The organism is Sabulicella rubraurantiaca (assembly GCF_017355885.1).
GTDB lineage: Bacteria > Pseudomonadota > Alphaproteobacteria > Acetobacterales > Acetobacteraceae > Roseococcus > Roseococcus rubraurantiacus.
Window position 1 is genome coordinate 1 of sequence record NZ_JAFEUU010000008.1, and the last position, 19,425, is coordinate 19,425.

16 protein-coding genes and 2 pseudogenes are annotated in these 19,425 nt (G+C 63.6%); 5 read left to right on the forward strand and 13 right to left on the reverse strand.

Annotated elements, in window-relative coordinates; translation table 11 throughout:
- The 7 genes and pseudogenes from JTJ31_RS14770 to JTJ31_RS14800 all read right to left on the reverse strand — a co-directional run.
- Positions 1 to 868, reverse strand: a pseudogene (locus JTJ31_RS14770) (glutamine--fructose-6-phosphate transaminase (isomerizing)); the annotation flags it as partial.
- A gap of 52 nt (positions 869 to 920) precedes the next feature.
- Positions 921 to 3,107: a glycosyltransferase family 2 protein gene (locus tag JTJ31_RS14775; RefSeq protein WP_207539495.1), complete on the reverse strand. Its 2,187-nt coding sequence runs from the start codon at positions 3,105 to 3,107 to the stop codon at positions 921 to 923.
- Positions 3,108 to 3,188: 81 nt separating this feature from the next.
- On the reverse strand, positions 3,189 to 3,890 hold the full coding sequence (locus tag JTJ31_RS14780; RefSeq protein ID WP_236020277.1) for an ABC transporter ATP-binding protein: 702 nt from the start codon (positions 3,888 to 3,890) through the stop codon (positions 3,189 to 3,191).
- Positions 3,891 to 3,926: 36 nt separating this feature from the next.
- The gene (locus JTJ31_RS14785; protein WP_236020278.1) at positions 3,927 to 4,751 is read right to left on the reverse strand and encodes an ABC transporter permease; all 825 of its coding nucleotides are present in this window, start codon (positions 4,749 to 4,751) and stop codon (positions 3,927 to 3,929) included.
- Between the two features lie 1,312 nt (positions 4,752 to 6,063).
- Positions 6,064 to 6,594, reverse strand: coding sequence for a hypothetical protein (locus JTJ31_RS14790; RefSeq protein WP_207539498.1), 531 nt, complete (start codon positions 6,592 to 6,594; stop codon positions 6,064 to 6,066).
- A gap of 256 nt (positions 6,595 to 6,850) precedes the next feature.
- Complete coding sequence (locus JTJ31_RS14795) at positions 6,851 to 7,495, reverse strand: PEP-CTERM sorting domain-containing protein (RefSeq protein WP_207539499.1); 645 nt, start codon at positions 7,493 to 7,495, stop codon at positions 6,851 to 6,853.
- A 433-nt stretch (positions 7,496 to 7,928) separates the two neighbouring features.
- Positions 7,929 to 8,700: pseudogene (locus JTJ31_RS14800) on the reverse strand (IS5 family transposase); the annotation flags it as partial.
- 93 nt (positions 8,701 to 8,793) lie between these two features.
- Here JTJ31_RS14800 and JTJ31_RS14805 point away from each other — a divergent pair.
- Complete coding sequence (locus JTJ31_RS14805) at positions 8,794 to 9,777, forward strand: Bug family tripartite tricarboxylate transporter substrate binding protein (protein ID WP_207539500.1); 984 nt, start codon at positions 8,794 to 8,796, stop codon at positions 9,775 to 9,777.
- A gap of 599 nt (positions 9,778 to 10,376) precedes the next feature.
- Here JTJ31_RS14805 and JTJ31_RS14810 read toward each other — a convergent pair.
- The gene (locus JTJ31_RS14810; RefSeq protein WP_207539501.1) at positions 10,377 to 10,643 is read right to left on the reverse strand and encodes a hypothetical protein; all 267 of its coding nucleotides are present in this window, start codon (positions 10,641 to 10,643) and stop codon (positions 10,377 to 10,379) included.
- An 861-nt stretch (positions 10,644 to 11,504) separates the two neighbouring features.
- Between JTJ31_RS14810 and JTJ31_RS25025 the strand changes: the two genes are divergently transcribed.
- Together JTJ31_RS25025 and JTJ31_RS24685 are read left to right on the forward strand one after the other, a co-directional pair.
- Positions 11,505 to 11,639, forward strand: a complete 135-nt coding sequence (locus tag JTJ31_RS25025; protein WP_268957077.1) for a hypothetical protein — start codon at positions 11,505 to 11,507, stop codon at positions 11,637 to 11,639.
- Between the two features lie 46 nt (positions 11,640 to 11,685).
- Positions 11,686 to 12,087, forward strand: a complete 402-nt coding sequence (locus tag JTJ31_RS24685; protein WP_236020279.1) for a DUF6481 family protein — start codon at positions 11,686 to 11,688, stop codon at positions 12,085 to 12,087.
- A gap of 1,660 nt (positions 12,088 to 13,747) precedes the next feature.
- On the opposite strand, the gene JTJ31_RS14820 is transcribed toward JTJ31_RS24685, so the two are convergent.
- The 4 genes from JTJ31_RS14820 to JTJ31_RS14835 all read right to left on the reverse strand — a co-directional run bounded on the left by JTJ31_RS14820 (position 13,748) and on the right by JTJ31_RS14835 (position 17,008).
- Positions 13,748 to 13,993 carry a hypothetical protein gene (locus tag JTJ31_RS14820; RefSeq protein ID WP_207539503.1) on the reverse strand — a complete coding sequence of 82 codons (246 nt, stop codon included), beginning with the start codon at positions 13,991 to 13,993 and terminating at the stop codon, positions 13,748 to 13,750.
- A 136-nt stretch (positions 13,994 to 14,129) separates the two neighbouring features.
- Positions 14,130 to 14,873 carry an enoyl-CoA hydratase/isomerase family protein gene (locus JTJ31_RS14825; RefSeq protein ID WP_328805752.1) on the reverse strand — a complete coding sequence of 248 codons (744 nt, stop codon included), beginning with the start codon at positions 14,871 to 14,873 and terminating at the stop codon, positions 14,130 to 14,132.
- Positions 14,874 to 14,887: 14 nt separating this feature from the next.
- Complete coding sequence (locus JTJ31_RS14830) at positions 14,888 to 16,108, reverse strand: CaiB/BaiF CoA transferase family protein (protein ID WP_207539504.1); 1,221 nt, start codon at positions 16,106 to 16,108, stop codon at positions 14,888 to 14,890.
- A gap of 117 nt (positions 16,109 to 16,225) precedes the next feature.
- Positions 16,226 to 17,008: an IclR family transcriptional regulator gene (locus JTJ31_RS14835; RefSeq protein ID WP_207539505.1), complete on the reverse strand. Its 783-nt coding sequence runs from the start codon at positions 17,006 to 17,008 to the stop codon at positions 16,226 to 16,228.
- A gap of 139 nt (positions 17,009 to 17,147) precedes the next feature.
- On the opposite strand from JTJ31_RS14835, the gene JTJ31_RS14840 reads away from it, so the two are divergent.
- On the forward strand, positions 17,148 to 17,924 hold the full coding sequence (locus JTJ31_RS14840; RefSeq protein ID WP_236020280.1) for an enoyl-CoA hydratase-related protein: 777 nt from the start codon (positions 17,148 to 17,150) through the stop codon (positions 17,922 to 17,924).
- A 20-nt stretch (positions 17,925 to 17,944) separates the two neighbouring features.
- Positions 17,945 to 18,919, forward strand: coding sequence for a Bug family tripartite tricarboxylate transporter substrate binding protein (locus tag JTJ31_RS14845; RefSeq protein ID WP_207539507.1), 975 nt, complete (start codon positions 17,945 to 17,947; stop codon positions 18,917 to 18,919).
- Positions 18,920 to 19,022: 103 nt separating this feature from the next.
- On the opposite strand, the gene JTJ31_RS14850 is transcribed toward JTJ31_RS14845, so the two are convergent.
- Positions 19,023 to 19,418, reverse strand: a complete 396-nt coding sequence (locus JTJ31_RS14850; RefSeq protein WP_207539508.1) for a MerR family transcriptional regulator — start codon at positions 19,416 to 19,418, stop codon at positions 19,023 to 19,025.
- Positions 19,419 to 19,425: the final 7 nt, after the last annotated feature.

The following is a 19,425-nucleotide window of genomic DNA, read 5'->3' on the forward strand; positions in this document are numbered from 1 at the left end:
CGCGGGCGGGGTCGAAGGGCAGGCGCGGCAGCCGCACCTCCAGCGTCTTGGGGTCGAGATACTGCCGCAGCGTGTCGCCCAGCACCGCCGGGTGCTCGTGCAGCTCCTTCTCCATGTAGTGGCGGTAATTGCCCTTGCCCGTCGCGGCGCCGGAGACGGCGGTGACGCGGATCTCGCGCTCCACCTCCTCGCCCTGCGCGTCGAAGAAGCGCGCGCCGTCGCAATCCAGCACGGCGTGGTCGCCCTCCTCCAGATAGGCGATGCGGCGGGTCAGCGGGGCGAGCGCCAGCGCGTCGGAGCCGACGAACATCTCGCCCTCGCCGAAGCCGACGGCAAGCGGCGCACCCTGGCGGGCGCAGATCATCATCTCGGGCCGGCCGGCGAAGATCAGCGCCACGGCGAAGGCGCCATGGACGCGCTTCAAGGCGGCGGCGGCGGCCTCCTCCGGCTCCATGCCCTGGGCCAGCAGGTGGTCCACCAGGCGGCAGAAGGTCTCGGTGTCCGTTTCGGTCTCGAAGGTCGCGCCTTCGGCCTCCAGCTCGGCGCGCAGCTCGGCATAGTTCTCGAAGATGCCGTTATGGACCACGGCGACGCGCGCGGTGGCGTGGGGGTGGGCATTGCGCTCCACCGGCGCGCCATGGGTGGCCCAGCGCGTGTGGCCGATGCCGGTGGTGCCGGCCAGCGCCTCGCGCTCCAGCACGGCGGCGAGGTTGCCGAGCTTGCCCTCGGCGCGGCGGCGCTCGATGTGGCCGTTCACCAGCGTCGCGAGGCCTGCGCTGTCATAGCCGCGGTATTCGAGCCGGCGCAGCGCCTCGAGCAGCCGCGGCGCCACCTCGTCCCGTCCGACGATCCCGACAATGCCGCACATGCCTCTACTTCCTTCTCAGTATGGAGCCGCTAGAGGTCCAGGACATGGACCTTCAGGCAGGGCGGGCCTCCCGCCTCCAGCGCTTCGGGAAGCGACTGGGAATCTCCAGTTGATACCAATGGTTCCACCGCGAAAAATGCGGGTTGTAGTAGGGATCTGCGTCAAGGATCGCGCCCCATCTTTCACGCATGTAGCGCCCCTCGCGCTCTGCGCGGGCCTTGCTTTCGGATGTCATGTCATCGCGTCCACGCGAGGCTGACTCCAGGTGGAACAGCTGCGCAAAGGGCGTCCAAATGTGCCGGAGCCCCAGTTCCGTGATGCGCAGGCAGAGATCGACATCATTGAACGAGATGGCGACATCGATTTCGTTGAAGCCACCAACCTGCCTGAAAACATCGCTCCGAACGGTGAGGCAGGCGGCCGTGTTTCCCGACACGGTACGTGTGAGGAAGTTGTGCGAGAAATAGCCACGGTCGGACTGCTCGTCACCGAGGCCGTAATGGCCGGCAACTCCTGGCCCGTCAGCAAAGTCCCCCACACCCAGGACGACGCCGGCATGCTGGATGGTCTGGTCTGGGAAAAGAAGCTTGGCACCGACCGTTCCGACGCCTGGCCGGATGGTGTGAGACACCATCTCGCGCAACCAGTCAGGCTCGATCACAAGAATGTCGTTGTTCAGAAGGAGGAAAATTTCGCCACTGGCCGCAGCCGCCCCAAGGTTGTTCAGCTTGGAGTAGTTGAAGGGACCGGGTTCCCGAAGGACGCGCACGCGGGGATCCTGCTGGAGTTCCTCCAGGAGCGCGAGTGCCTCTGGCTGCTCGGAGCCATTGTCGACGATCACGACCTCGAGGTTTGCGTAGTCTGTGCGATGGAGAAGGCCGAATGTTGAGCTTCGCAGAAGCTCTGCACGGTCACGGGTCGCTATGATCGCGGTTACGCGCGGGACTTCGGCCGGTAGAGGCCAGACGACCCGGTGAAACTCAGGCACGAACGGGTGAGGCACAACCTCTGCACCGGCCGCATCGGGCCTCGAGGCGAGGTGCTCCTTCACGGCAAGACGGGCAGCCTGGATGCACCGGTCCAGCTGCTCGGAGGAGAAGCTCCCGCTCTGTGTGCGCCAGTGGTAGAGGAGCCCTGGCACATGGCGTATCTGGTGCGGCTCAACGAGACGCGATGCCCGCAGAATGAGATCGTGGTCCTGGCTGCCCTCGAAGCCTTCACGCAAGCCACCGACCGCCTCGAGAAGGGATCGGCGATAGGCTGCGAGGTGGCAGACATAGTTCTGCCCCATCAGCAGGTCTGGGTCCCAGCCTGGCTTGAAATACGGCGTGTGCCGCCGGAGCCCGTCTTCGTCGATCCGGTCCTCGTCGGAGTAAAGGATCTCCAGATCGGGCGCGTCGTTGATCGCCGCTGCTATCTCATAGAGTGCCCGCTCCGACAAAAGGTCGTCGTGGTCCAGGAAGACCACATAATCACCTCTTGCGAGGCCGAGAGCCGTGTTTGTTGCCGCGCAGATATGGCCATTGAACTGCCGTGACACCCAGCGGATACGGGCGTCCTGCGCTGCGATGGAATCAAGGAAGGGCCGGATATGGCCGGCTGTCGAAGCGTCATCCGCGATGCAAAGCTCCCAGTTCTCGTAGATCTGCGCCTGGACCGCCGCGACAGCACGCCGAAGCCCTGCCTCGGGCGTGTTGTAAACGGGCATCACGACAGAGATCAGAGGCTTCCGAGAGAAGCGGGATATATCCTCCCTGATCGCGCCTCTGTCCCCCTCGGTCAGGACGTCACAGTGGGAGACCCAGCGCGCGAAAAACTCCGGATCGAGCGCAAGGCCTCGATCCTGAACCACGAGTTGATCCATCGCATCTGGCGCAGATCCAGAGGCTGTTCCATGAGGGCTGGCGGAGCCCGGCGCTGACCGGCCACGCATGCTTTTCATGGCCTTGGCGGCAGCCAGAACGGGGGCCATTGCGCGCCACAGCGTTGAGTGAAGGACTGCCTCGGCCGCCTGGCGTGCCTCGCGTGCGACGCGGTAGGCATCCTCGATCTTGCGGACGGCCTCTTCCTTCTCGAGGTTGGCCTCCTTAGTCACACGCTTGTAGCGCTCGGCCTGCGCGCGGGCATGCATGGCGCGATGTTCGGCCAGGAGCAACTCGTCCTGGAGCGCCTGAATACGCGCCGTGAGGTCTCGGATCTCCTGGTCGGCTGGCGTTCCTGCAGGCTTGTGATCTGACATCATCCTTCCTCGGCCCACGACCGCGTTCTGCACGCTGAGGTCGCTGAACTCAGCGCTTGTCGCTGGATCTGGGCAGCACTCTTATGACGCGAAGAAATCGCTAACCGGCATATCGCCTACAATCCGGCCCTGGTCCATCTGCAGGACGCGCGTGCACCAGCGCTGCACGACGTTCATGTCGTGGGTCGCCAGCACGAGGATGTCCGCGCCGGAAACCAACTGCTCCAACCGCGTGGTCGCACGGGCGATGAAGTCGGCATCGCCAGCGAGAAACCACTCATCCATCAGCAGGATCTGTGGCGACATCAGCGTCGCCGCGGCAAATGCGAGGCGGATGCCCATCCCAGCAGAATAGGTCCGGACCGGTACGTCGAGAAACTCACCGAGGCCGCTGAACTGTCCTGCCTCTTCAGCCATGGCCTCGCACTCGGCCGGCGTCCGGCCCAGGAACATACCCCGCAATACAATGTTCTCGCGGCCCGTCGCCTCTTGGTCCATGCCTGCGGCAGGGTCAATCAAGGCGCCTATGGTCCCCTGCAGCTCGATACGTCCACTGACCGGCTCGTAGATGCCCGCGAGGCAGCGCAGAAGGGTCGTCTTGCCTGCACCATTGCTGCCGACGAGCGCCACGCGCTCCCCCGGATTGATCGTGAAGGTCAGGTCCCGCAGCGCAGAGACGACCACTCGGTTCGCGTCATCCCGCAGACGGCTCGAAGACTTCGCCAGGAGCCGCTTCTTCAGAGACCGAGCGCCGAGATGATAGAGAGGAAACTCGACAGTCATCTCCTCGGACCGAATGTAAGCCATAACCGACGGTCCTCAAATCCAGAACGCAAGCCGGTTGCGAAACCGGACAAAGAACACAAGGGCGAGCGCCACCATTCCAGACGTGTACACGACCGAGGCGGCCCAAACCCGGAGCGGAACCCCGCCCTCAACAAGCGGACCTCGGACCACTTCGATGAGGACATAGAACGGGTTCAGGAAGAGCCAGGCCTGCCACCCTTCGAGGAGTTCAGGCTTCCACAAGATGGGAGAAAGGAAGAAGGCGAGCTGCATGACATTCGCGACAATGGGCGGGATGTCGCGGAAGCGGGCACACAGCAGGCCCAGGAAAAACGCGCCGGCGATCGCATTGACGATCAGGATGATAAAGCCAGGCACGACAAGGAAGGCCTCAGGGCCAGGAAGGTGTCCGCAGACCAGGAAGACAAGGGCGATCAGGGGCAGGCTATGCGCCGCCGAAATCAGCGTCCTGAAGACAGTCCTTAGGATGTGGACGGTGTAGGGCAAGCGCATCTGCCGGATGATGGCGTCAGCGCTTGTGAAGGTCGTGCAGGCCTCAGCAGCGATCTGGTTGATCGTGTTCCAGAGGAGGAGGCTCACTGCGAGGAAGGGGAGGTATAGTCGGATGTCGAGCTTGAAGAGCGTCGAGTATAGGACGCCCAGTCCTCCCACCATCACGGCCGTGGAGAATGTCAGCCAGAACGGCCCAAAGACCGAGCCCCGGTAACGGTTGCGCGTGTCGAGCCACGCCAAGGCCCAGGCAAGCCGCCGCTGTCTCCAGCCACCGGCTAGATCCTCGACCGCCCGTGCGACTTTGCGGGGATCGGCCGCATCCCGGACGTAGACTTCCGTTTCCATGGGGCTCTGCTGAAGCATGGCCGCCCTATAGCCCAGCTACAGGGAGCCGCCTACCAGCTTGCCCTTCGGCCGGGAACCGGAGACGGGCGTCATCTGGCCGTGGCGTCTGACACCATGGGCGACTGCCCTGAATTGGATGACGGCACTGCACTTGATCGTGTCGTGGGACGTGCGGAGCGGGAGTCTGCGTGGGGCCAGCCGCCCAAAAAGGTCAATCCCTGCGCACCCCGCGACGACGCCCCCTAACAGCGCCTCCGGCCAAGGGACGGAACGGTTTCGGAAACACCAAAGGGGTGTAGCCCTCCTCCCGACTTCCAGGGCTTGGCCAGGGACACCTCGAATGGTGCTGGACGGCCTATGTGGCCAGGACGCGACGAGGCGGAGCTTCCCTCATTGCGAAACTTTGTGCCGTGATGGGTGTTCTACAGGACGCTAACCGACCACAGTACCTTCAAACTTCCCCCGTTGCCTGAATGGCAGCGGGGCTTCTCATCTGGTGTCGCCGGAGCCCACGCCCTAGCGGCAGCGCGAGGCATCCACAGTCCAGCCGGGCGAGGGCCACGGCGCGGTCTGGGAGAGGCAACACGGCGGGGCGGCGCCCATCTCATCCCCGAAGGACCGCTGGCCTGTGCGACGCTGCCTCAGCCTCGAGGTAAGCCCGTCCCTAGAGGGGGTTGGCGGTCCCCGCCCAGGTACTGCTCTGCGGAAAACTCCGCCGCTTAGCGGAGCGCCGTGCTGCGGCGCGGTCCGAGATGGCGGGGCGTATCGCTGGTCCATCTATGGCGACAAACGTGTCCTTCATGCACACACCTCAGCTGACGCTTGTGACCACGGCTTCGCGACCTAACGGTCGCTGCCAGATCCTCACAAGACATCTCCGCCGCATCCGACCAACAACTTCGCAGCCGTCGACTTGCCCGGACCAAGGCAAATCCCGGAGAGGGAGGCCCATAGGATTGGCCCTGCTGTCCTGCTTGCCGCGTCGAACCCGTGCGCCGGTTCTCCGCCCCCGGCGTTGTGGCGTGCCATGCGGCACACCAGCGCCGGCGAACCCAAGATGCTCGGCGAGCGACTGGCAGGGGCCTGGGATGCCGAGGCGTTATGAACGGGTTTCTCAGGCTTGGTCTCTCTCGCAGCGCGTCAAGAGAAAGGGCGGCACTGGCAGTTGCCAGGCGTCGTGAGCTTCGGCGGGGGGGGCATGTAGGGGGCCACCTCGCTGAGCCTGCCGCTGTCGAGCGGCCAATGTCATTTTGACCGGGCCAATGTCATTTTGACCGGGAAAGATAACTGGGAAGTCAGCCTCATAGTGGTCTCAGGCAATCCTAAGCTCTCTCATGTCGATCTCGGAAACCACCTTCCTCAACACCTCGATGATGTCGTTGATCTCGTCGAGGTCACTTTGCGCGAACTCGCTGCCTGGCGGCCGTTCAGAAACAGACCGAAAGATCTCGACCGCGGTCAGCCCGTACTGAATGAGGGTCTGAACCTCGAACACCAGTTCGCCGTCACGCGTCACCCTGAAATCCACAGATCTCAAGGCGGCGAGGATGTTTTCGATGGAAGGGATCGTGCCCACGCTGATCCGGCGCGCCCTTTGCGGGTCGGAGAGTGCGTGGTGCGCCATAGCGAGCAGCTTTGCGAGGTTCTGCGCGAGAAGAGCCACGCCCTTGCGGAGGTTCCGCCCCTCATCAAGTTCGTGCTGTGCCAGCGTTCGTGCATGGCTGCTCGCAAGGCGGGCTGCAACAAGAATACCGAGGACAGATCCGATCGCCTGCACCCAGGCCGCCCAGGTTCGACCTTCGACGCTCTGGAGCCAGACCCAGGCTTCGCTAAGTGCCGCCACGGCTCGTCGCCTCATTCCGATTCACGTCACCATCGTCCGTACACTGCTGGCGCGCCGCAAGAATTAGAAGCAAGAGCCTGCCCGAACCGACATCTGCCGACAGCGCCGGAACATGAACCGGAATGCGTTACGAAGTCAGCTTGGGGGCAGAAGGCGGTCGAGTATGGGCGTAGCGATGACGACCTCCTGCAGATCGAGAAACGCTCCGGCCCTTGCGGGACCGGAGCGCTGTCTTTTAAGCCCTGATGAGGAAGTGTCAGGCGGCCTTGCGGCGCACGAGGCCAAGGCCAAGCAGGCCAGCGCCCAGCAGGGCGAGACCGGCCGGCGCGGGCACGGGCGTCTGCACCGGAAGCGCCGCCGAGCCGCCCGAGAAGGTGAAGTCACCGACCAAGTTGATGCCGTCCGTCTGGCCCGAGAAGGTGAAGGTGCCAGGGGTCGCGTCAAAGCCCGCAGCGCGCAGCGTGCCGGTGCCGCTGATCAAGAGGTAGTCGGTCGGCGCGGTGCCCGGAGGCAGCGGCGGGATCGTGGTCTGCGTCGCGATGATCGTGTTCAGGTCGAAGGACAGGCCGCCCACCGTGAAGAAGTTGGCGATCGGGCCCGAGAACGAGTCGAAGTTGAAGTCCTGGATCGTGCCGACGTTGCCGGAGGAAACCGGCATGTTGCTGCCCGGGCTGACGGCGTCGACCGAGAAGGAGCCACCGGCACCGGTGATGCAGGGACCGACCACGTTGGCGCAGAAGTCGATGGCCACGGCATCGGCGAGGCGGACATTGTTGCCGCTGCCGTCGACACCCTGGAAGATGCCGCCGAAGTCGATCGAGCCCGTCAGGGGCGCGGCATGCACCGCCACAGGCGCCGCCAGAAGAGCGAGGCCCAGTACCGCTTGCTTGAGAATCTGCATACTCGTGTTCCTCTTGTAATCGGCCAACGCGGCCAGGAGACACCCGTCGTTGCGGGTGCGCACCCTCGTAGCAAGAGCCGTGCCAAGATGTTTTTGGAAACGTTTTCAGTGGTTTGAACCGAAGCTCGCTGCTGAAATTTTCGGGTTTGGCTAGGTCATCGACACGTGCGTCGGTTTCATGAGGTTACGAAAAATTATAATTGCAGAACTCAACAAGAGGATGCTGGGAGTTGCCTGTGGGGCCGAAGTGCTTCCTTCCCCTTGCTGCCAGGAGGCTGACAACTCCAGGACGAACGGCTCAACTGCGCCTGAACACCCAGGTCCCTTTAGAACAAAGAGGTGTAAAGGCCTCCGACCTCGCTCGGCATTTATCCGCAGCCCGCGGCTGACCAGGGTCGTCTAAGAGCCCGTCTCGAACCTCATGCGGAACGGCAGAGGCGGCGTAGAGGAAGGCCTCGGCGGAGGCGATGGAAGCCTCGAAGTCCTTGGCCAAGCGCCGGTTGCGGCCGATCCACGCAAAGAAGCGTTCGGCCACCCCCTACGTGCATGAACAGCGAAGCCGATCTGCCCTTTTGGCTTGCGCACGATCTCGACACGGATGGGGCTGGCCCCCGCGACACGTTCACCTGCGTAGCCTGCATCGGCAAAGGCCAACTCGACGAAGGGCCAGCGGCGTCGCGAGGCGCGCAGGAGGGGCGGCGCGCCGTCGCGGTCCTGCACGCTGCCGAGGTGAGCATGCAGGATCAGTGCTCGGCCATCCGTGTCCACCAGGGCGTGCTGCTTGCGCTCCAGCACCTTCTTGCCCGCATCGTAGCCGTGCGGGCCACCGGCCTCGGTGGTCTTCGTGCTTTGGCTGTCGATCACCGCCGCTGTCGGGCTGGCCTCGCGCCCGGCGCGCTCCCGGTCGAGGGTGACAAGGTGGTGGCTGAGGCTTCCGGCACCCCGTCGTCACGCAGTCGGGCAAACCAGCGATACACCGTCCGCCTGGGCCGGAAGCTGTCCGGCAGGAGGCGCCAGGCACAGCCCGCCCGCAGGACATAGAAGATGGCATTGACGATCTCCTGCTCGGGCCAGGCCCGCCGACGCCCTTGTCGCGAGGCTGGCGGCCACAGCGGTGACAGCACCGCCCATTCCGTGTCGGTCAGGTCACTCGCAAAGCGTAGGGCCGCGCGGCTATGCTGCCGCCGGGTGGCGGGGGTCCACATCGGGTCGTTCGTCCAAGGTGTACGCTCGGCACCCAGGCGGGCCATCCGACAACGGGCGATGGTGCTGCCAAGAACCTGACGGGGGATACGTTCATGCAGCTTGATCGCCGCTCGACCCTTGCCCTCACGCTGGGCGGCCTCGCGATGCCCGCGCTGGCGCGGGCCCAGCGCGGTTCTGTCTGGCGGCCCACGCGGCCGATACGCCTCATCGTGGCTGCGTCGCCCGGCGGCTCCAACGACATCCTCGCCCGCATCATCGCCGAGCCGGCCGGGCAGCTCCTCGGCCAGCCGGTCGTCATCGAGAACCGCGCCGGCGCCGGCAGCGTCATCGGCAGCGAGGCGGCGGCGCGCGCACCGGCCGACGGCTACACGGTCCTGATGAACAGCTCGCTCGCCACCATACCGGCGGTGGTGGCGAACGTGCCCTACGACACGCTCGGCGATTTCGACGGCGTGGCGGTGGCCGGCTTCTCGCCGCACCTGCTCGTGATCCATCCCGCCGTCCCGGCGCGCACGGCGCAGGAGTTCCTCGCGCTGCTCCGCGCCAGCCCCGGTCGGCTCAACTACTCCTCGGCCGGCCCGGGCAGCGGCCCGCACATCGGCGGCCTGGTGCTGATGGCGCGGATTAACGTGCAGGCCGAGACGGTTCACTACCGCGGCGGCGGGCCGAGCGTCGCGGCGCTGGTCTCGGGGGAGGCGCATTTCGGCACGCCCACCATGGCGTCCGCGATCGGGCAGGTTCGCGGCGGCAGCCTGCGTGCGCTTGCGGTGCTGGCGGAGCAACGGAGCCCAGCCCTGCCGGACGTGCCGAGCGCCCCACAGGCGGGCATGCCGGGCGTGATCCACGAGGAGTTCTTCCCGATCGTCGCACCGAAGCGCACGCCGCCCGCTGCGCTTGAGGCGCTCGGCGATGCCTTCCGGCAGGCCATCCAGCAGACCGCTGCGCGGGTGAACGAGATGACGGGGGTGGCCGCGCGCCCCGGCTTCGAGACGAGCGCGCAGGTGATGGCGCTGGTCCGGGAGGGCATCGAGACCAACACGCGCCTCCTGCGTGCCGCGGGCGTGCAGCCGGAGTGACGCGGCCGGACTGCGGGCGCCGCGGTCGTCCGCCGGGACATGCCGGCAGAGCCGCGATGCCGCCTCCTCGGCCAGGCGGCGCATGCCCTCCTGCTCCCTACGCAGCGTTCGCGCCGCTCCGGTCCAGGCCGGCCACGAGGAGACAATCAAGGAGCCCGCCCCGCCCGGTGTCGGACATAGAGCCGTGGCACTGGCCGAGGCGGCGAAGGCGCGCTTGCGTGGGCTGCCGCGAGCGACCGGTGCGGTCAATGATCAGGCCATCGCCAAGGCCGCCCCCGCTGATGGTCCGCTTTCCGCCCACACCAGACGTTCCGCAGATTACGAGACAGTCTTCAAGTTCGAAGCGGGCGGGAACAGGTTCTTCTGGCTCAAGCACGAGCCCGTGAAAGGGTGTTTTGACAGGGGCCTTAGGACAACGCTGGAGCCTAAAGGCCTATGGCTAACCCGGGGCCGGCGTTGGTCGCGGCCCTTTCCTCGTGGGAATAGGGTAATACCGCAGAGCGCAATCTCATCGGCGGACCAACGGACGGTTCGACAGCCTGGGCTGTCTTTCATATGCGCAAGAAATCACAGGTGATCTTAATAGAAAAATTGCATAGTCAACGAAGTAGATGGCCGATCCAGAACATGATCATGAGTATTATAGAGAAAAATGCAGTCGCCACTAGCCAAACAAGAAGCCATTGTTCTCTGGAGATGGGGCGGTAGGCAGTACTTTTTTCTGAAGAAATAGCCATCAAAACGCCCGCGAGAACAGGGATCAGATACCAGGGCAGACCTGCATAACCTAGAAAAGCGGCCGCGACACAAGCTGCTGCATTCATGGCAAGAACTGGCTTTATAGGCTTCAAATCAGCAAGACTCATCAGGCTCTCCCATCCTGTTCTGACTGTAGAGTGAAATGCCCTGCAGTGGCGAGACTTGATCCCCAGCAGAACGACCCGCGCCTCTTGCTTCCTGCATTGTGTTCCAATCGGTCAGGACCTCGTTCCGATAGCACACAGCAGTCACCCTGCCGATGATGGCCGAGACACGGATCGGCGGCTTGTCCACGACGTGCGGTCAGGAGCCGGCCTGGCGAGCCAATTCAGGCCTGTGGGTCGGGAGTCCTGGGACCGCAAACCATCCGATGGGCCGAGTCCTTGTCGATGCTGCATCGTTTACCGATTGCGGCCGGAAGCCATGGCCTTGTCGAGGAGCTGCCGCAACAAATGTTGGTGGCAAGTGGCCCGCAGGTGGAGCAGAGCGGCCAACTCCAGACATGAGAGGCCAATGGCCTCGCGCCGCGCCTGCTCGGGAGGTCGGATGGATCGCCTGCGCCTCTGCTCCCTAAAAATCGGGAACGGAAGATGCGAAGGCCACCCGACCAACGCTCGGCGAAAACGTGAGCCCGCCTGCGCTCATCGAAGCGACAGCGCAGCCATGGAAGGGGCGAGCCACCGAACTCTACATCCAGAATTCACATGGACACTGGCCAAGAATATGGCCCAGGCCGCCGTCAACCACGCGGAATTCGGGATCTGCATCTTCCATCTCGATGCTTGGCCACTATATGGAGCACATCAGCTTTTATTGGTTTTAGTGCGCTCTTCCTGCTCCTGCCTGAGCGCCGGGCCCGCCCATCCCAGAAGAAGATTGATCGGACGCGCAATCCTGTGCGGCCGCGACCTGCGCATGGATGTGGCGCCGATCCTCAGACGGCGTCGCCGAGAAAAAAGACGACAAGCATGAACACGACTTACGTTCCGCGCGGCCTTCCCGCGCACAGCGGTACCACCACCACACCGTCAGCTACGCCGCGTCCTGGAACTGCGCTCTCGGCCGCCGAAATCCGCCAGATCGTCCTCGACATCCTGGGCTGATCTTGGCGTCCGACCGTTCAACAACCTAGGACAACACGAGGGCACGATGCCTGGAACCAAGCGCGACGACTTCAACACAAGACGCGAAGCTGCAGGCCTCGCCCGCAGGGCGATGATCGAGCGTTTCCGTGCACAGCCAGGACCAAACGACCCAGCCGTGCAGGAGCGGCTTGCCGCACAGCGCGCGGCAGCCGAGGAGCGCGAGAAGCGTCGCGCCGAACGTCGTGCCGAAGCCGAGGCGCAGGCGGAGGCTGCCGCCACGGAAGCCCGGCGGCTGAAGGCGGAGCAGGCGGTCCGCGAGGCCGAGACAGCGCGTCTCGCTACCGAAGAGGCTGCGCGGCAGGTGGAGGCCGAGCGCGAAGCAGCCGCGGCGGCCGTGACGCTTGCCGCTGAACAGAAAGCGAAGCGCGACGCCCGTTATGCCGCCCGTCAGGCGCGGCGTCGGTAGCCGGGCACCAGTACCATTACCCTTCCCGATGGAGTCTCCGATGACACCCCTAGCAACCAATTCGGCACCGAAATCCGACACCCAACTCGAAGAGGATGTCGCGCAGATCGCGAAGCGGCACAGGATCTCCGTGGCCATTGTGCGAGAGATCATGAGGCGATCGGGGACGACAGACCGCTCCGTGATCGAACGCGAAATCACGAAGGGAAAAGCCCGCCGCTGATGGTATGAGAGGCGTGGCGGATGCGGGTCCATTCGCATGCGTCGGCATGCATGTCCGCGCAAGATCATATCTGCTTCTAGGGGTCTCGGGCTCGCTGGCCACTATCGGTTCTCTGCCCTCCTGATCCTTCGTCTCGACCAGCAGCCCGACCGCCAGCAGCGCTGGCTCCAGCGCGGCTTAAGGCGTGAGTGACGTGATATTCGCTTATCTCGTAGACGAGGACGCGAAATACCGACGAAAATCGGCACTGAGGTTCAGCCCCCTGATGACGATAGACGTTCTCGCCGCACGAACTTCCCCTGACCCAGGCGCCTTTGCGGCTGCCGGAAACCCAAATTCCCTAAAGCATCTGGAGGCTTATGTCTGACATCGACCGTGTCTTCGCCCGCCTTGGTGGAGGAAAGATCGCCGGCACCGAACAGCGCGAAATCCTAAACGTTCCGCGCAAGGGCCATTCGGCTGGCAGCCGAGCCGTGGAGGTTGTGCGATTACCAGCCAGACCCGTCAGTTCGAGCACGACTGGCGCTGATGGGAAGGGTTACAGGGCTCGTGCCCAGACATGGGACGACGGGTTTCCCGCCAAATCCAAGCATTTCTCACCGCAAGAGCCGGTTGAAGCTGAGACAAGGGAGGTGGTCGCTCACATTATGCCGATGTGGGCGCCGGCACCGACTGAACCTGAAAGCGAGCCAGTGCCGGCTGCTTCAAGCGAAGCGGTACAGCCCGCTCCGTCCTCAATAACGCCATACCCCAAGCGACAGTCTGCTAAGCGGCGCGTCGCCGACCCATTTGACGCACACGACGGCGGAGCGAATTGCCTGCGCTGCGGCTATGCCATTGAGGCTGCGCGCGATCGGCGCGGACTGATGACCTGCGCGAAGTGCGGATAGCCTGCTGCCCATGACGTGCAAGCGGCGTCCCGGAAGGGGCTGAGCGGCCTTCCGCCGAAGCAGCCCAGATTGTGCCTGAAGGAGCGAAGCGGCTGCCTCCAGCGGTGTGCTGGCGCAGCGCTGACACTTGGCAGGAGTGAGAAGAACCGCGTCGGTAGACCGGCTTGCCGTCAGGGTGCCCCGCGCGTCCGGAGCGCCTGTCCGCCGCAGATAGCTGTTCCCCTTTGGTTGGCGGGCCATCCCATGAGGAGCCGCCAGACTGTGCGGCGCTAAGCCTCTCACAGAGCCAGTCAGCGAAGACGGCCAGCAATGGACCACCCGTAAGCCGTGCCTCGTACTGCAACATAAAGTGCCGGCGAGTTGGCCTGAGGGTTGGATGCACAATAGCCAGACGGCTGCCTAAAGGGTCGGGTCCAGGGAGGCCCTCAATGGCGATCGCGAGACCGAGATCGGCTGCCGCCGCTTCATGTGTCAGGCTGGCGCTTTCAAAGGTGCTACCGCCCTGAACCGGCACGGCGCTGAAGCCGGCGTCGTCTAGCCAGTGCCGCTAATCCTCCGGGCGTGGCCGCATGTGAAGCGGGGGCACGCGCGCAACATCAACCAGCGTCATCTCGTCTAGCACCTCTGCCGCCGGGGTGCCGGCAGCGAAGACGGCGCGGGTCATGCGCGCCTCGTGCTGGGTGAGCTGCTGTGGGACGCCGGGCTTGAACAGCTTCACGACCTGACCGGGAACCCAGGCGTGGACGTCCGAGAACTTGCCTTCGCCAATCCTCTCTCCGGGGGAGCGCAGCATTGCCTGTCCTCAGCCGCGAGAAGCAAACATCGGTCCGTGTAGCGGTGCTTCCGGCGGATTCAGTCGTGGTGCGTAAAGGGACGCGCTGCCTCGGTGCTCGTTTGTGTCTGTGCGCGGAAAGACCTTTGGCCGTCCGTCAGCGGCCCACAAAAATGGCAGGCCGCCGCTCCGCACTGGCGCGCACACCTTCGCGGAAGTCCTCCGTATCGCGAAGCTTCATCTGCTCGGTGCGCTCATGTTCCATGGCCGCGCGAACTCGCTCGACGAGGCCGCGCCGCATCGTTGCCCGGGTCGCGGCCAAACCAAGCGGCGAACACTCTGCAATTTCGGCAGCCAAGGCCATCGCAGCTTGGCGCACTTCGTCCTGTGCCACGAGCTTCTGCGCCAAGCCCATCGCAACCGCCTCTTCTCCCGCGAAGCGTCGGCCTGTGTAGAACATGAGATTGGCGTTGGGCGCGCCGACTGACTCAGGCAAGGTGACCGTCAGCCCAAAGCCGGGATGGAAGCCGATCCGGGCGAAGTTGGCCGAGAAGCGGCCCTCCGGGCAGGTCACTCGGAAATCCGCGGACATGGCGAGACCTAAGCCTCCGCCGATCGCAGGGCCCTGCACGGCCGCCACAATCGGCTTTCGGTGGCTGAAGATTCGCAGTGCCTGGTCGTAGATGTTCGGCCCTTTGGAGGGGCCGTTGGAAAAATTCGCCCCGGCACAGAAGGCCTTTCCACGAGCCCCCAGGACCACCGCTCGCACCGAACTATCACCATCGAAGGCGTCGAGTGTGTCAGCGATATCCTTGATCAGCTCGTAGTCGAAGAAATTCGAGGGAGGGCGGTTGATCTCGACAATCCCGACCATCCCTTCCCGGGAGATCTCAATATCCACGTTTCTGTCCCCTTCTACTGGGCGGATGCCCGTCCGATCACGCCTTGCTCGTCGAGTTCCTGGATCTCCGCCGAGGACAAGCCAAGCCGGGAGGAGAGAATCTCCTCTGTGTGTTCACCGAGGTCAGCCGATGGCACTGCGCGCGTCTTCGCGGCGCCATGGAACACGATCGGGTTGTTGGGCACGACCAGTCGCCCAAACTCCGGATGATCAATCCACTCCAGCATCCCGCGCTGGTGCATGTGCGGATCATTGGCGACCTCGACCAAGTCTCGAACTGGCGCAGATGGGACCTTGTGGCGGCGCAGGATCTCCATTGCCTCGTCGCGTCCAAGCTTTGACGACCATTCCTCGATCAGGCGGTCCGTCTCCTCCAGGTTCCGAACGCGCGCAGCCTTGCTCGAAAATCTTGGATCGTCCCGAAGATCCTGCCGGCCCATCGCGGCCAGCAGATTGTTCCAATGATTGTCCTTGACCGCGATGATCGAGACGAAGCCGTCTTTGGCGGGGTATACGTTGTAGGGCGCGGCAGCCAGTCCACCATGCCGGTTTCCCGTGCGTGGAGGCACCTGACCGTTCTCGTACAAAAAGGAAAGATTGGAGGCAAAGGCCGGAAAGACGACCTCCTGCATCGCGACTTCCACAAGGCGGCCAACACCGGTGAACTGACGCTCGTAGAGGACGCTGACGACGCCGGCATAGAGGTGAATGCCACTCAGGAAATCGACCAGTGCGGGACCCGCCTTCACTGGCGGACCATCGGGAAATCCCGTGACACTCATGAGGCCTGACGCGGCCTGTACCGTCACGTCCATCGCCAGATTGTCCTTGTCCGGACCGCTGAGTCCGTATCCTGAACCTGAGGCGTAGATCAGTCTTGGATTGATTTGGCGCATCGCCTCCCACCCCAAGCCGAACTTGTCCATCACCCCGGGAGCGAAGTTCTCGAGCAGAACGTCCGCGTCCTTGACCAGTCGCCGGACGATCTCCTGTCCCTTGGGCGATTTGATATTGAGGGCGATGCACTTCTTGTGGCCATTCAGCATGGCGAAAGGTGCGGCTGCCACTGGACCGATCGAGCGCCGCTGCCGGACGGGTTCACCAGCCAATGGCTCGATCTTGATGACCGTCGCCCCAGCCATTGCCATGAGATAGGTGGCGTAGGGGCCTTGATAGACCTGCCCAAAGTCAATGACCGTCACGCCGTCCAGCGGCCGGTGCTTGTCTATCTCCATCTGGCCGATCTTTCCCCCAGGGGCGGCACGCGTCAGCCCCGGCAAATTGTCCGTTGGACCCGATCCTGCCGCAGCCGCGCAGGCAAGGCCACCGCATTCACATATGAGACTTTATTTTCACAGACGTGAATTTAATCCAAGATGGACGTCGCCGCAGTCGCGCTCAAAAAAGCGCTCAAACCCACTGCGCAAAATCTGCAGGATTGCCTCCTTCTTCTCGGTCAGGCGCACGACGGGCCCGCCCACTCCGATCGCAAGGACGCGGCCATGGCGTCGTTCGGGTATCAGCATGCCGATCACGCCAGCACCCTCGGTCACCGTGTGCTGAGACATGACATACCCGTCGGTGCGGATCTGGCGAATGATCTCCATGAGTTCGCCAAGGTCCGTCTTTCTCCCTTCCGGTGGCGTCTCGGCATTAATCCGCCGCACCAGCTGCTCGACCTCCTCATCGCTGCGAGAGCTGAGAATGAGCCATCCCAGGCCAGAGCGGGCGAGGGGACGAATGGTGCCAGGTTTGATGCTGAGGCGGATGGCATGCGGTGATGGCACGGTGTGGATGTACTGCATGTACAGATCACTTTGTGTGCCGATGCTGACAGTCTCTCCCGTGCTTTCAACGACGTAATCCACCAGAGCGATGATGTGGGTACCGAACATCGAGTTCTTCACCCATGCCCCGAGGCCATGGATCCGCATCGTCGGCATGTAAGTTCGCGTATAGCGGTCGTAATCAAGGTACCCGAGCTGCATCAGTGTCTTCAGAAGGACTGAGGTGCTGGATGGAGGGTAATCAAATCTCGTGGAGATCTCTTTGAGGCTCAGGGGCCGCTCTACAGCATCGAAGTGTTCAAGCACTTCGAGTACACGCCGGGCCGTCTTGATCGTCTCGCCGCTCATGAGGACCTCCTCATAAGTTCATATATGCGAAAAAGATTTCATATGAAAGAAGAGACTTTGGCGCGCCTTACGCCCGGTGTACCAAGGCTCAGGGCAAGGAAACGCGCGAAAGGAAACGCCTATGAAGGCGTCAGGCGAGATGCTGTTCGCCAAGCAGGACCACGTTGCGACGATCACGCTTAATCGGCCGGACCGGATGAATGCCTGGACCACGACGATGGAGCAGGAGTTGCGAGAGCTGCTTTCTCAGGCCTCCCGCGACGACGAGGTCCGCGTCATCGTTCTGACCGGTGCAGGCCGTGCCTTCTGTGCCGGGGCTGACATGGGCAGGCTCGTCAATTCTGCGAACAGCGTGCCTGGCACACTTGAGCAATCGGCTAAGGACGACCTGGATCAGCGCTATAGCTACATCATGGCTGTCCCCAAGCCGGTGCTTGCAGGGATCAATGGCGCTGTTGCCGGGGTTGGTCTTTGTCTCACCCTTTTCTGTGACCTCCGCTACATGGCCGCTGGCACCAAGTTGACGACTGCTTTCGCGCGCCGCGGATTAATCGCTGAACACGGAAGCGCGTGGATGCTGCGCCGCCTGATCGGCCCGATGAATGCGGCGGACATCCTGCTCACGGGCCGGCCGGTGGAAGCTGAGGAAGCGGAGCGCATGGGCTTGGTGCGCGTTCTGCCGCGCGAGGATTTTCATCAGCAGCTGCAGAGCCGCGCTGCAGAAATCGCGGCGCTCTGCTCGCCGCGTTCCCAGCGCGTTATCAAGCGCCAGCTCAATCAGGCCATCTTCCAGAGCCTCGCAGAAGCAACTCGGCTATCCGAAGAGGAGGCGCTGCTCTGTCGAGGCACCGATGACTACAAGGAAGGTGTCGCTCATTTCGTTGAGAAGCGCGCGCCACGCTTCACCGGCACCTGATCTGGGAGGGGGAGAGTATCATGAACGACGCATCGATCACTCGCCGAAAGTTTGGCCTGATCGGAATCGGCTCCGCTTTGGCTACCCCATCCCGTGCGGACGAGAACTATCCAAGTCGGCCTCTCAAGATCATCGTGCCGTTTGGCCCGGGCGGATCGGGAGACATCTCCGCACGTCTCTGTGCCCAGTACATCGAAGCCACGGCCAAGCAGCCTGTCGTCGTCGAAAACAGGCCTGGCGCCAACGGCGTGATCGGCACCATGGAGGTGCGGCGCGCGCCTGCTGATGGCTATACGCTGCTTCTTTGCACGACGAGCACGCATGCAGCGAACCCCAGCCTCATTCGAAACCTGCCCTACGATCCCGGAGCCGATTTCGACGTCGTCGGGATGTTCGGATCGGCAGGCAGCTTCTTCATCGTCAGGCCTGACTCCCCCTGGCGTAGTGTGCCCGATCTCGTCGACGCCGCGCGGGCCCAGCCTGGCCGCTACACCTTCGCCTATTTCAACACGGCCTCGCGACTGCCCCCTGAGGTCTTGAACAAGGTCGCTCAGATTCAGCTGCTGGGCGTGCCATATCGAGCCGTGGGCGGTGCCATGACCGACCTGATTGCCGGGCGGATCGACTTCATCGTTCAGGAAACGTCCGCCGCGGACAGCTATCTCCGGAACAACCAGGTTCGAGCTATCGCGGTGACGCGCGCGCAGCGTTGGGATCGGTATCCAGACCTGCCGTCCGTCGCCGAGTACTACCCAGACGTTGCGCTTCCCGGCCTCCTCGGTCTCGCGGTGCCCAAGGGAACCCCGCTTCCCGTGATGCAGCGACTGAATGAGCTTGCGGTCGGAGCCCTCAACTCGAGCCCAATGCGAGAGCGGCTGGAAGAGTTCGGCCACACCATCGGACGCTTCAGTCTTGAGGATTGTGCCGCCTACACCCGTGATCTCCGCGAGCGCTTTGCACGCTACATCGCGATGGCGGGTATCGAACCGGAGTAGGGGCACTGGGATCGAGAAGTTTCTGCCTCGGCAGCTGAAGCCTTCACTGGGCTTCGTGGGACCTCTGACGATCTGACGGGTACAAAGGTCGCTCCCGCCAGCCTCAGCTCGACGTATCGAGTTCGGCGCCCTCGAAGCGCGGCGCCTCTGGCTTCCCTTGGGATTCGATCGTGTCGGCTAGATCGCGCAGGGCCTTCGCCATGGCCTGCACCGACTGTGCCTTCTCCTCGAGTGCAGCTACCTGCCTCAAAGCGGTGGACCGCACCTCCTCTGGTGCCTTCCGATCGTCCTCCCACAGAGCCAGAATGGTCTTCACCTCGGCGAGCGGGAAGTTCAGTTCCCGGGTGTGCCGGATGAAGCGCAGGATCGAAACCGTCTTCTCCGAATAGGAGCGGTAGTTGTTGGCCAAGCGCTCCGGCCGGACCAAGCCCAATGTCTCGTAGTGCCGGATCATCTTCGCTGAAACACCACTCCGGTTGGCGGCCTCGCCAATATTCATCGCGGCA

What these genes read in the sequence shown, in the direction of transcription:
- JTJ31_RS14775 (WP_207539495.1), bottom strand. Translation starts at nt 3,107, where the DNA reads ATGTCAGATCACAAGCCTGCAGGAACGCCAGCCGACCAGGAGATCCGA.
- JTJ31_RS14780 (WP_236020277.1), bottom strand. Translation starts at nt 3,890, where the DNA reads ATGACTGTCGAGTTTCCTCTCTATCATCTCGGCGCTCGGTCTCTGAAG.
- JTJ31_RS14785 (WP_236020278.1), bottom strand. Translation starts at nt 4,751, where the DNA reads ATGGAAACGGAAGTCTACGTCCGGGATGCGGCCGATCCCCGCAAAGTC.
- JTJ31_RS14795 (WP_207539499.1), bottom strand. Translation starts at nt 7,495, where the DNA reads ATGCAGATTCTCAAGCAAGCGGTACTGGGCCTCGCTCTTCTGGCGGCG.
- JTJ31_RS14805 (WP_207539500.1), top strand. Translation starts at nt 8,794, where the DNA reads ATGCAGCTTGATCGCCGCTCGACCCTTGCCCTCACGCTGGGCGGCCTC.
- JTJ31_RS14810 (WP_207539501.1), bottom strand. Translation starts at nt 10,643, where the DNA reads ATGAGTCTTGCTGATTTGAAGCCTATAAAGCCAGTTCTTGCCATGAAT.
- JTJ31_RS25025 (WP_268957077.1), top strand. Translation starts at nt 11,505, where the DNA reads ATGAACACGACTTACGTTCCGCGCGGCCTTCCCGCGCACAGCGGTACC.
- JTJ31_RS24685 (WP_236020279.1), top strand. Translation starts at nt 11,686, where the DNA reads ATGCCTGGAACCAAGCGCGACGACTTCAACACAAGACGCGAAGCTGCA.
- JTJ31_RS14820 (WP_207539503.1), bottom strand. Translation starts at nt 13,993, where the DNA reads ATGCTGCGCTCCCCCGGAGAGAGGATTGGCGAAGGCAAGTTCTCGGAC.
- JTJ31_RS14830 (WP_207539504.1), bottom strand. Translation starts at nt 16,108, where the DNA reads ATGGAGATAGACAAGCACCGGCCGCTGGACGGCGTGACGGTCATTGAC.
- JTJ31_RS14835 (WP_207539505.1), bottom strand. Translation starts at nt 17,008, where the DNA reads ATGAGCGGCGAGACGATCAAGACGGCCCGGCGTGTACTCGAAGTGCTT.
- JTJ31_RS14840 (WP_236020280.1), top strand. Translation starts at nt 17,148, where the DNA reads ATGCTGTTCGCCAAGCAGGACCACGTTGCGACGATCACGCTTAATCGG.
- JTJ31_RS14845 (WP_207539507.1), top strand. Translation starts at nt 17,945, where the DNA reads ATGAACGACGCATCGATCACTCGCCGAAAGTTTGGCCTGATCGGAATC.
- JTJ31_RS14850 (WP_207539508.1), bottom strand. Translation starts at nt 19,418, where the DNA reads ATGAATATTGGCGAGGCCGCCAACCGGAGTGGTGTTTCAGCGAAGATG.